The organism is Sphaerochaeta pleomorpha str. Grapes (assembly GCF_000236685.1).
GTDB classification, from domain to species: Bacteria; Spirochaetota; Spirochaetia; order Sphaerochaetales; family Sphaerochaetaceae; genus Sphaerochaeta; species Sphaerochaeta pleomorpha.
Genome location: NC_016633.1, coordinates 750,115 through 763,194, shown reverse-complemented (window position 1 = coordinate 763,194; position 13,080 = coordinate 750,115). Strand labels below are relative to the sequence as shown.

The window sequence follows — 13,080 nt, the reverse complement described above, 5'->3', positions numbered from 1 at the left end:
TTTCTCAGGAGCTACTATGGCTGAAGTTATTCCTTCAACACGTGGCAAACAGGTGGGTGCATACAGTATCCGTGTACTCAATGGCATGGCCCAAGGCTTGTTTGCTTCCTTGATCGTTGGTCTCATTATCAAACAGATCGGACATTATTCACATCTGGTACTTCTCGAGCAATTTGGACAGATTGCCCAGTATCTGACAGGTCCTGCCATCGGGGTAGGGGTTGCTGTCTCTGTTGGGGCCCCCCCGCTGGGAATCCTCTGCAGTGCAGTAACCGGAGCTATCGGTGCAGGGACTTTTGTGCTTTCTGATAACCTTGGTATTGTCAGACTCGCGTTTGGCGAACCGGTTGGAGCCATGCTTGCTTCTTTGGCCGGGGCAGAGATTGCAAAGAAAATTGCAGGAAAAACCAAGATTGACATTCTTTTGATCCCAATCTCTACCATAATCGCAGGGGGCCTTGCCGGACATTTTGTCGCACCTGCGATGAGTGCTTTTATGACTGCACTCGGTGCATTTATCAATAGCCTTACAGAACTCTATCCTTTGCCCATGGGCATCCTTGTATCTACGGTAATGGGAATGGTTTTGACGCTTCCGATCAGCAGCGCGGCAATTTGCATAAGCCTCGGGATTAATGGTTTGGCAGCAGGTGCCGCAACGGTAGGTTGCTGTTGCCAGATGGTGGGCTTTGCCGTTATGTCTTTTCCTGAGAACAGGGTAGGGGGGCTTATGAGTCAGGGCTTGGGAACAAGCATGCTGCAGATACCCAATATCTGCAGGAACTGGAAAATCTGGATTCCACCGATCCTTTCCTCAGCAATTTTGGGGCCGGTAAGTACCCTTGTTTTTAAAATGCAGAACAATAGTGCAGGCGCAGGTATGGGTACAAGTGGGTTGGTCGGGCAGTTGAATACGCTCGCTGTCATGGGGCCTTCCTCTCTGCCTTTGATAGCCCTCATGCATTTTACCCTTCCCTCTCTCCTTACCATTGCCTTTGGGTATGTCATGCGCAAAAAAGGTTGGATAGGCCAAAACGATTTATTACTGGTAAATTAGTATGCCTGTGAGCTGGGGAACGGATACCTTACAAGGTGTCCTTGGGGGTTACCGAAACGATAATGGTATCGGAATAATCGCCTGAAGGTGCCAGTGCTGCCTCGGTGGCATTGATGCCGGTAATCAGGATATTTTGCTCGTTTATTCCTTCCTTCAGTCCATTCCAAGATATGGGAACTCCTCCCAGGACATTCTGTGAAAGGAATCTGAGTGTATACCCAATAGTATAGATGGATTTGCTTCCATCGAGGCCAAGGCTGAATGTTTCGTCATGGTTTCCGTCTTCGAATTTGATAGCAACCCCATAGGATTTTTCCGGATCAGAATTGGAAAGCGTTAGCTGGGCTTTGGCTGCCAGTGTGGCCTTTGTCCCGATTGCATTGTCAACGTTGAATGTTGCTTCCTCAATGATACCGAATAAGTAATCCACTGTGGAATAGGGATGGTCTGGATCGACGTAGGGCAAGGGGACCGCATCATTGGAGATTAGCTGCAGAGGTGCCGGTTGCGATCCGTTTGAGGGGATTGCCTGCCCGTTTACTGAGATGTATTCCTTGCTATTATAGATACCATTGCTGTTTTGCGCCACTGCCACATTGAAAGACCCAAAGGTTCCTCCCGTAATGGAGTATATGGCTCCTGGCTTGAAATGGCTTGCCGTCTGATAACCGACCAGATAAATTTCTGCAACGAAGACTGAGGTGTTTATATTGCCACTCGTATCGGTGAGCGGTTGGGTTCCCGCTTGTCCCCAGATTTCCTTGTACGTGGTCTTCCCTTTGACTGTGGTTACCGCACAGATTCTACCTGTCTTTGTCTGGGTTGTGTAGACAGGAAGTCCTGTCTGCCAGTCGTTGTACTCAGTCACCGGACCGGTAAAACTGAAATTATTCGTAGCTGTCATATCGACAAGTGAAGGTGCGAACAACTGGTTGTCGGGAATGTAAAATGTCAGTGTTCCCAGGTGTGCAATAAAATCGGAGGGGGCGAAAGGGGACGATCCGATGGTGAAATAGAGATTGGTATCAGGTATATAGGTCGCGGTTATGCTTGCCCCTAGGGGAACTATTGTTACTGACAGGAGTAAAAGTATGAAGGAAAAAGGATTTTTTTTTCTCATAGACCAATAATAAGTATATTCTGTGCAAAGCGCAAGATTGAGGGGAGGGAGGATTTGAAAGAATGGATAGGGCAGCATACGTACCTGCAACCGGATTAACGATACTCTTATTTTTGTACAGTCAGTCGATTTATTGTCCAGAAGAAGTGTATATGCCAGGCATTGGATTCAATGCGTATCCTTAGGGGTTATCGTAACGGTAATGGTATCAGAATAGTCTCCTGAAGGGGCCAGTTCTGCCTTAGTTGCATCGATTCCCGTAACATAGATATTCTGGTCATTGATACCTTCATGAAGATTATCCCAGGGTATGGGGTTTGTTACTTTAACATCGGATGATTGGAATCTGAGTGAATATCCAATGGTATAGACAGATTTACTGCCATCCAGGCCAAGGCTGAAGTCTGTGCCGTTGTTACTGTCTGTGAATTTGACATCCACCCCATAGGAGGTACTCGCGCAGGGATTGCAAAGTACCAACCGAGCAGTGCCGACTTTGGTGGGATTTAAACCGATTGCATTTTCCACGTCGAAATATTCTTCGCTGATGATGCTAAACAAGTAGCCCACTGGATCGGGCTTGCCCGGATAGGGAATGGGTGCAGCGATGTTGGTATTTATCGGTATGGCAGGATAGGGTGCGCTTCCGTTTGAGGGGAGCGTCTGTGAGTTGATTTTGATGTAAAACAGGGATTTCGTAATATTTTGGCCATTATTCGTAGTAGCTCCTGCATTAAAGGTTCCCAAGGAGCCTGAAATGAGCCTGTAGCTTGATCCTTGTATGAAAACTGAAGCAGGCTGATCACTGAGCAAATAGAAATCTGAAACAATCCTCGACGTCTTTAGGTTTCCATTGGTTTCCAGTAAAGGTTGGTAATCCCTTCCGCCGTTTCCCCAGATGTTTGTGATTTGCTTTATCCCGTTATATTGAATGACTGCAACAATACACCCACTGGTATCCTGGTCTTCCTTATCTGGATTCCAAGTTGTAGGGCCGATAACTGTAAAATGGTTATTCATATTCAAGTCAATCAGATAAGGGGAGAAAAATGTATTCTCAGACGATTGAAACGTTAAAGTTCCCAGATGTGCAATGAAATCAGAGGAATCGAATGGACTGTTTCCCGTCGTGAAAACCAAATGAGGATCGGGTTCATAGGTCGCAGTAATATCTGCCCCCAGGAAAGCAGAAGAAAATGAGATAATGAGAAGAATAAAGAAAAAAACAGGAAGTCTCTTCATATTCTTAGAATAGATATAAATAGCTGAGAGTGCAAGGTTTTTATATAGTTATAAGTAAAGAAAATATGTATTTTAAAGGTACTGGATTATACGCCGGTAATCAGTTCGACGGTAATGGTAGCGTTGTAGTCTCCCATTTCCGCCTGGTCATAGTCTGCTTGAGTGACAGAGAAACCTATCGCTGCAAGGTTATTCTCGATAAGGGGCTTTACCCAGGGAAAGAATTTTATATTAGGAATAATGGTGATTCCGTTTGCCAATAACGTAAACGGTATGGTCTTCCCTGCATTGTTGATAAACTCAAAAGATGCATGCCCACTCTGGAAGAACTTGACCTGGATATTCGTTTGTCCCATATATACGTCATCATAATTGAGGATTTCCAGTTTCAAGTCCGTAATATGGATCGGATTGTCGATTGCATCGGTAAGATCATTGATCGAAACATCATTGGCGGTGAAACTGATGGAATATTCGGGAATAGCAGTGCTTGAGAAATCGTAGTAAAGATCTGTCGCTGGTAGAGAATTTATGCCTCCTGCTCCCAGCAGACCGCCTCCAAGCAAGGGAATCGGTTGCGTCGTGGTTCCAAGGTTCGATATAGTCTCAATAGGAGAATAGTATTCCTGTGGATTGAAAAAGGTGTTTGTCGAAACATATACTAGCTTACCAGGAGCATTGTAGAATATTCTCTCTAAATCCGAATTGTTGAAAAAAAGATAGAATTTTACCGGGTAATTCCAGTTAATTCTTGTCAAGTTGTAGGTTCTCGAACTGGAAGCCATAATAATTTGTTGCGACCCAAAGTCTCTGGTATAGGTAACATAGCATACTGCATCGATCGTACGTGTGTAGGTAGTACCATCGTTCTTGAGAAAGGTAAATGTTACCCCGTTGTTGTTTAGAGCAGAGCCTGAAAAATTGAGGGAACTGGGTTCTGTGCCATTACCATCGTAGCTAAGAGTCCCCACCAATGAACCGAGAGAGCCATAACCACTATAATAGCTGTAATAACCATAACCATAGCTAATGTCAATCGAAGATTCCGTCGAATAGACCAACTGGGCAAACACAGGGATAGTGACAAGAGATACCATACATATAACAATAAATCTCTTGGAAAAATAATTAGATGTATGGTTTTTTTGCATGTTGTCCCTCTCTTGTCCTTTTTTATACCATTCTTAGAAAACAAGTAAAAGAAAAAAATGTACTTTAGGCAAGATTATAGTTTCTTTGGTGAAAACCTAAACATGCAAGTCAATCTGTATAGGGCACTACTGAGTATGCCTGGATGACAACATCATTTTTTCCTTGCCTCCAGTTTCTCCCTGAACAACCGGAGTTTGTCCGTTACCTCATTTGCAGAGAGCTCCCTGCTTGGATCTTCCTCATCGAAAAGTTCCTTCGGTATTTCCTCAAGGAAGCGCGAGGGGACACTCAAAATCTCATCATGGCCACGCTTCCTGCGTTCACACGATGATATTACCAGCACCCTCCTGGCGCGGGTGATGGCCACATAGAAGAGTCTTCGCTCCTCATCGATGTTTGCCGGATTGTCTTCAATCGCCCTGGCATGGGGAACATATTGGTCTTCGATACCGGCAAGGAATACCGTATCGAATTCCAACCCCTTGGAAGCATGCATAGTCATCAGGGCAACCTTTCCCTTCCTGTCACCTTCGCTGTCTTCCTTACCTGCGATGCTTATCCTGTTTATGTAATCGAATATTGAAGAATTATAGTTGTCAGGATTGCGTTCCCACCGTGCAAACATATCACAGAGGATTCCGATTCCCTTCATTTTGAAATTGACGATATTCTCATTGTCCGGGTGTTCCTCAGCGAGGAAATCCTTGTAACCGATTTCGTGGATCAGACTTCTGAGAATCATATTCTTATTTGATTTCGCCTCAAAAAGCTGCTGCTGGTAATCATCGATCATGGTGACAAACCGCTTAATTGTCTTCTGCATCCCTTCCTTGATCTGGCCATCTGTAGCTATTGCCATCAAAGAGAGGGCAGAGTAAAGCGAACACTTGTGGTCGTCGGCTACCTTGCGCATCTTTTCGAGCGTTACCCGGCCTATGCCTCTTCTTGGGGTGTTGATGACCCTGAGTAGATTGATGTCATCATCTTGGTTTGCCAGGACTTTAAGATAGCTGACAATATCACGGATTTCCTTTCGGTCGAAAAAACTTTGTCCACCCGATACCTGGGTGGGGATTTCCTTTTCCATAAAACGTGTCTCAAGCGTAGGGACAAGGGAATTGGTACGGACAAGTACCCCGAAATCAGAGAACGGGCGGTTCTCCTTACGATGGGCCATCAGAATCTGTTCGGCAATGACCGCGGACTCATCGTCCTCGTTTGCGGGGTGGATGAGACTGATGGAACTTCCCTTACCGCTGTCAGTCCAGAGTTTCTTCTCTTTTCGTTGTTGATTGTGTACGATGAGCTTGTTGGCAGCCTCAAGGATAGTCCCGGTGGAGCGGTAGTTCCGCTCCAGTTTGATTTCCAGCCTTTCGGGGAAGTCACGCTCGAACATCACAAGGTTCTCGTAGTTTGCCCCTCTCCAGCTATAGATGCTCTGGTCATCGTCGCCGACCACACAGAGATTTCGGCTTTCCTGGGCTAAAAGCTCTACAATACGGTATTGGGAAAGGGAAGTATCCTGAAATTCATCCACCAGGATATGGGTATACCTGTTTCTCAGGGCCGCAAGGACCTCAGGCTTTTTTTCGAAAAGATCCAAAGGCTTCATGATCAGGTCGTCGAAGTCAACGGCATTGTAGGCTTTCAGGTGTTTCTCATACTCGCTGTAGAGGTTCCTGATCTTATCAGAGGCCCCGGCAGCAAAAACAGATCGTTTTGTCTTCAAATCGGAAAATAGGTTGGAAAGCTCATAGAGATCGAAGGTATCGGGGACATAATCCAGGTTGATAATGACTTCCTTGAGCAAAGCCATCCGGTCGTTGCTATCATAGACGGTAAAATTGTTCTTGAACCCAAGGTGTTGAATATATTGTTTGAGAATGCCCATGCCAAAGGAATGGAACGTAGTGGTAGTCATTTTTTTAAGGGGAAGGCCAGTCAAGGATTTGATTCTTTCCCCCATTTCCTTGGCAGCCTTGTTTGTAAAGGTCAAGGCAAGGATATTGCTTTCGTCTATTCCGCTTTCCAGCATATGGGCAATACGAAACGTGAGCATGCGTGTTTTTCCACTGCCTGCCCCCGCGATGACTAAAAGCGGCCCAGAGAGGGTCGAAGCAGCTTTGCACTGCTCTTTATTGAGTTCCTTTTCTAGATTGAAATGCATATTACCTCAGATTTTCTTTATAAAAACCGAGTCCAGCCCAACTCCCAGGGCAACCAGTGAAGTTACGATAAGACCCGACACGATGACACCGCCGAATACTGCCATCATGGTCTTTCGCTTGTCAAGTCCTAGAATCCATGATCCGAGGGTCCCTGTCCAAGCCCCCGTAACCGGGAGGGGAATGGCAACGAACAGCATAATTCCCCAATAGCCGTATTTCTCCACCTTGGGGGCTATCTTGTGCTGGGCCTTGGCAATGAAATGGTCGAAGAAAGATATATACCATGGCCAATGGGCATAGAAAATCTTATGGAACGTTGCAAGGAAGGTATAGCAGATCGGTGCAACAAGCGCATTGAAAAAAATGCACAGGGGAGCGAGATATGCCAGATTGAATCCATTGAAAAAGGCATAGGGTATACCTCCCCTCAATTCGCTGATAGGCAGAATCGAGAGCAAGATACTGATGAGCAGGTGCTTTGCATCCATTATATTTTTCCCTTATCCCTTTGTGGTTCCGGTTTATTTGGCATGTTCGATGGAAATTGCATTGGCAGGGCAGATTTCATGGCAGCAATAGCAACGTACACACAAAGAAGTGTCTATCTCAATATGCTTATCAACAAGCGAAAGAGCCTCTACCGGGCAGATCTCTACACATCGTTTGCACTGAATACAAGGATCGGGTAGGAACGTAGGGGCCTGACGGTCCCGCACAGCCTGTTGCTTCTTGAATTTCCGCGGAAGGAAAGGGGCTACCAAAGAACCGAAGAACTTGGTCTTCTCTTGTTGTTCCAGTCTTAAAAAATCCTTGATTACCAGATCAGAGGCATCTAGAAGCGGATAGGTAGGGGGGCAATTCCCCAAGTCCCGTTTTATCCCTTCCTTTACGATGGGAATGGTCATGGGGTCATAGCCCATAATCTGGGCCTGGCTGTAGTCGAGTGCGATGAGGTCTTTTGAAGCCAACAGATACCCTACCTTTCGCTGAATACCGTTGGCAGGCCCGGCCCCCTCCATTCCCATTATCCCATCCATGAGGGCAAATGCCGGTTTGACTGTGGCGAGAATCCCCACGATAAGCGAGGCAAACGATTCCCGGGTGGGGTAGAGTACATGGCAGGGACTTTTATAAAGGCCTGGTACCAGACCGAACAGGTTCTTGGTGGCCCCGGTGGTATACATAAGCTGGTGCGTCTTGAATTTCGGAAGGCTGATAACCAGATCGACAGTTTCCAGCACTGAGGCCAGTTGCAGCTTTCTTCCGTGGGTAAAGGGAATGATATGAGTCTGGGGGTTTTTGGTGAAGTCCACCCATCTGACCTGCTCGTCTTTGCAAAGCTGTGCTATCCCGCAGTTTTTAGCAGAAAATGAAGGACCCTGCAAACCCGGGGAATCGCCAACGAGGATTTCCTTTGCCCCTTGTTCTTTGAGAAGATGGATCATTGCCCTTACAACTGCAGGGTTCGTGGTGATGCATTTGTCTTGCTTGGCATCGGAGAGAATATTGGGTTTAAGGAGAACCGTTTTTCCTGATGCGTTAGGCATGGATGCAGAAATACAGGCTTCCTTTACCTTCTCATCAAGAATATCCTGGTCATAGCTATCACATTTGACAATGGAAACAGTACTCATGCAATTCTCCTTATCAGACAAAAATAGAGGGGCCCTTTGCCCCCGGAGGTATCGGGAAGGATAATGGACCCGTAGGTCCGTTTTTCACTGAACGGTGCTTCGATGGGAACCAGCTCGAACCGGCCTTCCCGTTTTGAAAAGAGCTTTTCGATGACCAGTTCGTCTTCCAAAGGGATGAGGGCACAGGTACTGTAGAGGATGTATCCCCCGATTTTAACCGCCTCAAGGGCAGCGGCCAGCATGGCAAACTGCTGGATGGCTAGGTGCTTCGGCCTGGAAGGGGTCCACTGCTTCAACGCAGCAGGGTCGCAAAGCACATGCCTTTCACTCGAGCAGGGAGCGTCAAGGAGGATTCTGTCATACATTTCCTGCTCGTAGAGACCCCATTTGGACGCATCGTGGCCGGTAACGGAAATAGAAGCTTTCCAAACCTCTGGGACATGGGAATCGATAACATTGCGAAGCCTCGAGCGTCTGGCTGAGGAACGGTCGTTTGCCGTAAGGGACCCTGTGCCCTTGAGCAGGGATGCCAGGACAAGGGTCTTTCCCCCGGGAGCCGCACACATATCCAACACTGAATCCTTGCTCTGGACATCAAGGAGTTTAGCCGCAATTACCGAGGCCTCATCAAGATAGTATTCCGCTTCCAGGCCATCCTTGTATGCTATCGGTTTTCTGTCAACCAAGAGGGCTTCTTTCAAAGCAGGCCAACGATCTTCAAATATTTGCCGGTAATAGGACTCAAAGAGGATATCACCCCCCTTATCCTTTTGTTTTTTTCCCATGGGAACACTGTACTTGATTTCATTGCCCTTGTGAACTACTTACTGAAATGCTATGCTTCAGCAATGGCATACCTAACAGCATTTTTGGAAGGAATCATCAGTTTTATCAGCCCTTGCATTCTCCCAATTCTCCCCCTGTATTTCTCCTATCTGGCAGGAGGTGTATCCGATGGAGAGCATAAGGGGGTCTTGATTCGCAATAGTCTGGCCTTTGTGGCCGGTTTTACCCTGTTGTTCGTAGCCCTCGGGGCGGCTTCCACAGCTGTCGGGCAATTTTTAAGCGAACATCTCTCCCTCTTGAATAGAATCGGAGGGGTTCTGGTAATACTCTTTGCCTTGAATAACCTCGGGGTGTTTTTTATTCCTGCTTTCAACGATACCCATAAATTCCAGCTCAAGAGCATGAAAAACATGACGGTGGGCAAGTCGATTCTCTTTGGGATAGTCTTTGCGGTAGGTTGGACTCCCTGTGTAGGCCCGCTTCTTGGCTCTGCCTTGATGATGGCTGCCAATGCATCGCTTCTGTGGAAAGGAATGGCAACCCTGCTTTGCTATGCTCTTGGCCTTGGGGTTCCGTTTTTGTTTGCAGCATTGCTTCTTGAGCAGCTTGAAGGTGTATTCCAGGCAATTAAGAAGCATTCGAAAGTGATTTCCCTGGTAAGCGGCCTGCTTTTACTAGCTTTTGGAATAGTACTCGTCTTGGGTTTCAACCCTGCCGCCCTTTTTTTATAGGAGTAATAGAATATGAAAAAAAATATCCGCAATCTGATAATTTCCGTTTTGGCATTTATCATCCTTATCCTTGCAGCTTCCCTTGCCTACAATAGTTTGAAGGATAGAAATGCAGAAGTGGCCTACAAACCGGAGCTCAAAGTTCCTGTAACAATCGAAACGACAGAAACTGTCCCCGAGTTGCCAGCAGTGCCTGCGCCTGAACCTCAGGCGGTGACTGTATCAGCTGCAGCGCCTGCCCCAGATCAGGATATAGCAGAACCTCAGGCGGAGCCGGCCCCCGAGCCAAAGATGCCCGATATCCCTTTGACTCGTCTTGATGGGACGAAAACCTCTTTTGACGCGGTTCGCCAGGGAAAGCCTGTAGTTATCAACTATTTTGCATCCTGGTGTCCACCCTGTAAGCAGGAGTTGCCGTATTTCTTGAAAGCCTATGAAAAATATAAGGACCAGGTTGCATTCATTTTTATTGACAGCCTCGATGGAAGCAGGGAAACAGAAGCCACAATCAAAGCTTTTGTCAAAGATTTCCCCTTCACTGGCCCTGTATATTTTGATGACGGCATATTTGCCTACATGTTCCAGACAACCTCTCTTCCCACCACTGTGTTTTTTGCCAGTGATGGGACAGTGGTAAGCGGTCATCTGGGGTTGGTGAGCGAAGAGGTCTTGATCAAAAGTATCGAGGCTATCCTTCCCTAATAGAGTAGAAGCATATATCCAATGAAGAAAATGGCACTGCCCCCGATGCAGAAAAGATGCCATATTGCATGGTAATGGGGGATTTTCTTGTTTGCGTAGAAAATTACCCCCAATGAGTAGGTGATACCAGCGGCAAAAATCCAGGTTATCAAACCTTCAGGGATGAAAGGGGCGATATCTTTCCAGAAGAATACGATAAGCCAGCCCATTGCCAGGTAGAGCATTACATGCAGGGCGCTGAGTCTTCCCCAGAAAACCAAGGTGAAGATGATGCCCAAAACAGCTATACCCCAGACCAAGGCAAGAAGCCTATAGGCAGTTGGGCTACCGATATACATCATCATAGGGGTGTAGGTACCCGCTATCAGAAAATATATGTTGCTGTGGTCGAGAATGCGGCAGAAGCGTTTCGCATCCCCATGGGGAAGATAATGGTACAGTGCTGAAGCACTATAGAGCAACAACATGGTGAGGCCCCAGATGACCATGCCAGCTTTCAGTGCAGTCGTTGGCAACTGGGAAGACCTTATAAAAATGATGACCAAAGCGGCAAGCGCCAGAAGGGTGCCAACGAAGTGAGTCATTGCATTTGCTCTTTCAGCTTTCGCATCATCATAGGAATGTAAGGTAATATGGCGTTCAAGCCATGATTTTTCTTCAGTTTTCATTAGGGTGCTCCTTAGGGAAAACCTTACAGTCCCTTGGGGATTAAAGACAACAGGTATTTGCAAATAATTTCAACTAGTAGGTTTTTACCAAGGAAATAAGGATTTTGGTTGCAAGGAATAATAAAAAACAGGGCCGAAGCCCTGTGGTTTGTTTTCTAGAGAATATGATCGAGAAAGAGTTTTGTACGTTCGCTTTTTGGATTGGAGAACATCTGCTCAGGTGTCCCTGACTCAATGATTTCCCCTTCGTCCATGAAAATCACCTTGTCCGCGGCAGCTCTTGCAAACCCCATCTCATGGGTGACCAGAAGCATGGTCATCCCGGTCTTTGCCAGTTTGAGCATGACATCCAAGACTTCCTTAATCATTTCAGGGTCCAAGGCACTGGTGGGTTCGTCAAAAAGCATTACCTTGGGTTTCATGGCAAGGGAACGGGCTATGGCAACTCTCTGTTGCTGTCCTCCTGACAGCTGGTTTGGATATACATCGGCCTTTTCTTCCAATCCAACCAGTTTGAGTAATTCCCTTCCTTGTTTCTCAGCCTCTGCTTTACCGATTTTCTTGACTTTGATCGGAGCAAGGGTGATGTTTTCCAAGGCAGTGAGATGAGGAAAAAGATTGAAGGATTGGAATACCATTCCGACTTCTTCCCTGATCTTTCTTAAATCGACCGCAGGGTCTGTGACATCGTCATCATCGATAAAAATATGTCCGCTTGTAGGGATTTCCAGTTTGTTCACCGTCCTGAGGAGCGTGCTTTTCCCGCTTCCCGAAGGTCCGATAATAACGACGACCTCGCCGTTTTCTACCAGCAGGTTAGCATCCTTTACAGCCCGTACCGGCTCATTTTCTGTCATATAGTCTTTTGTAAGGTTTTCTATTCGTATTCTAGCCATTCTTGTGCAACCTTTCCTCGAGCAGACCTACGAGGCGGGAAAGTAAGAGGGTAATTACCAGATAGATCAAGGCAACGATCAACATGGTCTCCAATGATAGGAAGGTCCGGGAAATATATTCCCGGCCTTTGCGGAGAATATCACTCAGTGCAATCGTCGATACCAGCGAAGAGTCTTTCAACATGGAGATGAATTCGTTTCCGATTGCAGGCAGGACGACTTTAACCGTCTGGGGAAGAATGACATACCGGAATGCCTGGCCTCGGGTAAGGCCCAGGGCAATGGCCGCTTCCATCTGTCCTTTTGGGATTGCCTGGATACCGGCTCTGATAATTTCGCCCATATAGGCCCCGAAACAAATCGAAAGGGCAATGACTGCCGCAACCATGCCTTCAACGTGGAAGAATCTTCCCATCGCATAGTAGATGAATATCAATTGGACCAGTAGCGGGATTCCCCTGATAAGTTCAACGTACACTCCGCTGACCATATTGACCCAACGGTGTTTGCTGACCGAGCCCAACCCAGTAAGGGTTCCAATGACAATTGCCCCTAATATTGCAAAGATCGTAGCTTCAAAGGTAACCGGAGCCCCCTTGATAGTGACCATGAAAATATCACGGTAGGGATCTGGTTTGAAAATAACCAAGCCTGCAAGCAATAATAAAGCACTGAAGAATGTAATTCTCCAGGAATTGAGCACATGGCCGTCATCTTTGCGTGGTATAAGCACACCATCGGTCATCTGGATGGTAAAGTTTTTTTTCTTAACTGCCGTAGGGTCTATCGAGACCACCCGTTTTTTGGCAACTTCTCGTTTTGCATCGGCTAAATCGTCTGTTTGTCTGTCCATTATAACCCACTGTAAAAATAATAAATTCAACTTCAATTACTACATAATTATACATGTTTTGTCAAGGTTGG

At 46.5% G+C, this 13,080-nt stretch carries 13 protein-coding genes; 3 read left to right on the top strand and 10 right to left on the bottom strand.

Annotated features, from left to right (window positions below; translation table 11 throughout):
• Positions 1–16: 16 nt before the first annotated feature.
• Positions 17–1,057 carry a PTS sugar transporter subunit IIC gene (locus tag SPIGRAPES_RS03450; protein ID WP_014269387.1) on the top strand — a complete coding sequence of 347 codons (1,041 nt, stop codon included), beginning with the start codon at positions 17–19 and terminating at the stop codon, positions 1,055–1,057.
• Between the two features lie 28 nt (positions 1,058–1,085).
• Here SPIGRAPES_RS03450 and SPIGRAPES_RS03445 read toward each other — a convergent pair whose 3' ends face one another.
• From SPIGRAPES_RS03445 to SPIGRAPES_RS03415, 7 genes are all read right to left on the bottom strand, one after another.
• Complete coding sequence (locus SPIGRAPES_RS03445; RefSeq protein ID WP_155816647.1) at positions 1,086–2,177, bottom strand: hypothetical protein; 1,092 nt, start codon at positions 2,175–2,177, stop codon at positions 1,086–1,088.
• Between the two features lie 168 nt (positions 2,178–2,345).
• Complete coding sequence (locus tag SPIGRAPES_RS03440; RefSeq protein ID WP_014269385.1) at positions 2,346–3,419, bottom strand: hypothetical protein; 1,074 nt, start codon at positions 3,417–3,419, stop codon at positions 2,346–2,348.
• Between the two features lie 86 nt (positions 3,420–3,505).
• Positions 3,506–4,516: a hypothetical protein gene (locus tag SPIGRAPES_RS03435; protein ID WP_155816646.1), complete on the bottom strand. Its 1,011-nt coding sequence runs from the start codon at positions 4,514–4,516 to the stop codon at positions 3,506–3,508.
• Between the two features lie 206 nt (positions 4,517–4,722).
• Positions 4,723–6,738, bottom strand: a complete 2,016-nt coding sequence (locus tag SPIGRAPES_RS03430) for an ATP-dependent helicase (RefSeq protein WP_014269383.1) — start codon at positions 6,736–6,738, stop codon at positions 4,723–4,725.
• A gap of 6 nt (positions 6,739–6,744) precedes the next feature.
• Positions 6,745–7,227: a COG2426 family protein gene (locus SPIGRAPES_RS03425; RefSeq protein ID WP_014269382.1), complete on the bottom strand. Its 483-nt coding sequence runs from the start codon at positions 7,225–7,227 to the stop codon at positions 6,745–6,747.
• Between the two features lie 33 nt (positions 7,228–7,260).
• Complete coding sequence (locus SPIGRAPES_RS03420; protein WP_014269381.1) at positions 7,261–8,373, bottom strand: DUF362 domain-containing protein; 1,113 nt, start codon at positions 8,371–8,373, stop codon at positions 7,261–7,263.
• Complete coding sequence (locus SPIGRAPES_RS03415) at positions 8,370–9,158, bottom strand: RsmB/NOP family class I SAM-dependent RNA methyltransferase (RefSeq protein ID WP_014269380.1); 789 nt, start codon at positions 9,156–9,158, stop codon at positions 8,370–8,372. The genes SPIGRAPES_RS03420 and SPIGRAPES_RS03415 overlap by 4 nt, the downstream gene beginning before the upstream one ends.
• Positions 9,159–9,221: 63 nt before the next feature.
• Here SPIGRAPES_RS03415 and SPIGRAPES_RS03410 point away from each other — a divergent pair, with 63 nt between their 5' ends.
• Together SPIGRAPES_RS03410 and SPIGRAPES_RS03405 are read left to right on the top strand one after the other, a co-directional pair.
• Entirely contained in the window at positions 9,222–9,890 is a 669-nt protein-coding gene (locus SPIGRAPES_RS03410) for a cytochrome c biogenesis CcdA family protein (RefSeq protein ID WP_014269379.1), read from the top strand.
• A 12-nt stretch (positions 9,891–9,902) separates the two neighbouring features.
• Positions 9,903–10,592 carry a TlpA family protein disulfide reductase gene (locus SPIGRAPES_RS03405; protein WP_014269378.1) on the top strand — a complete coding sequence of 230 codons (690 nt, stop codon included), beginning with the start codon at positions 9,903–9,905 and terminating at the stop codon, positions 10,590–10,592.
• Here SPIGRAPES_RS03405 and trhA read toward each other — a convergent pair.
• The 3 genes from trhA to SPIGRAPES_RS03390 all read right to left on the bottom strand — a co-directional run bounded on the left by trhA (position 10,589) and on the right by SPIGRAPES_RS03390 (position 13,009).
• The gene (trhA, locus tag SPIGRAPES_RS03400; RefSeq protein ID WP_014269377.1) at positions 10,589–11,260 is read right to left on the bottom strand and encodes a PAQR family membrane homeostasis protein TrhA; all 672 of its coding nucleotides are present in this window, start codon (positions 11,258–11,260) and stop codon (positions 10,589–10,591) included. The two genes, SPIGRAPES_RS03405 and trhA, sit on opposite strands and share 4 nt — an antisense overlap.
• 155 nt (positions 11,261–11,415) lie before the next feature.
• A complete protein-coding gene (locus SPIGRAPES_RS03395) occupies positions 11,416–12,156 on the bottom strand; it encodes an amino acid ABC transporter ATP-binding protein (RefSeq protein ID WP_014269376.1) in 741 nt (246 codons plus the stop codon).
• On the bottom strand, positions 12,149–13,009 hold the full coding sequence (locus tag SPIGRAPES_RS03390) for an amino acid ABC transporter permease (RefSeq protein WP_014269375.1): 861 nt from the start codon (positions 13,007–13,009) through the stop codon (positions 12,149–12,151). Before SPIGRAPES_RS03390 ends, SPIGRAPES_RS03395 begins: the two co-directional genes overlap by 8 nt.
• Positions 13,010–13,080: the final 71 nt, after the last annotated feature.

What these genes read in the sequence shown, in the direction of transcription:
- SPIGRAPES_RS03430 (WP_014269383.1), bottom strand. Translation starts at nt 6,738, where the DNA reads ATGCATTTCAATCTAGAAAAGGAACTCAATAAAGAGCAGTGCAAAGCT.
- trhA (WP_014269377.1), bottom strand. Translation starts at nt 11,260, where the DNA reads ATGAAAACTGAAGAAAAATCATGGCTTGAACGCCATATTACCTTACAT.
- SPIGRAPES_RS03405 (WP_014269378.1), top strand. Translation starts at nt 9,903, where the DNA reads ATGAAAAAAAATATCCGCAATCTGATAATTTCCGTTTTGGCATTTATC.
- SPIGRAPES_RS03390 (WP_014269375.1), bottom strand. Translation starts at nt 13,009, where the DNA reads ATGGACAGACAAACAGACGATTTAGCCGATGCAAAACGAGAAGTTGCC.
- SPIGRAPES_RS03415 (WP_014269380.1), bottom strand. Translation starts at nt 9,158, where the DNA reads ATGGGAAAAAAACAAAAGGATAAGGGGGGTGATATCCTCTTTGAGTCC.
- SPIGRAPES_RS03440 (WP_014269385.1), bottom strand. Translation starts at nt 3,419, where the DNA reads ATGAAGAGACTTCCTGTTTTTTTCTTTATTCTTCTCATTATCTCATTT.
- SPIGRAPES_RS03395 (WP_014269376.1), bottom strand. Translation starts at nt 12,156, where the DNA reads ATGGCTAGAATACGAATAGAAAACCTTACAAAAGACTATATGACAGAA.
- SPIGRAPES_RS03420 (WP_014269381.1), bottom strand. Translation starts at nt 8,373, where the DNA reads ATGAGTACTGTTTCCATTGTCAAATGTGATAGCTATGACCAGGATATT.
- SPIGRAPES_RS03445 (WP_155816647.1), bottom strand. Translation starts at nt 2,177, where the DNA reads ATGAGAAAAAAAAATCCTTTTTCCTTCATACTTTTACTCCTGTCAGTA.
- SPIGRAPES_RS03435 (WP_155816646.1), bottom strand. Translation starts at nt 4,516, where the DNA reads ATGGTATCTCTTGTCACTATCCCTGTGTTTGCCCAGTTGGTCTATTCG.
- SPIGRAPES_RS03425 (WP_014269382.1), bottom strand. Translation starts at nt 7,227, where the DNA reads ATGGATGCAAAGCACCTGCTCATCAGTATCTTGCTCTCGATTCTGCCT.
- SPIGRAPES_RS03410 (WP_014269379.1), top strand. Translation starts at nt 9,222, where the DNA reads ATGGCATACCTAACAGCATTTTTGGAAGGAATCATCAGTTTTATCAGC.
- SPIGRAPES_RS03450 (WP_014269387.1), top strand. Translation starts at nt 17, where the DNA reads ATGGCTGAAGTTATTCCTTCAACACGTGGCAAACAGGTGGGTGCATAC.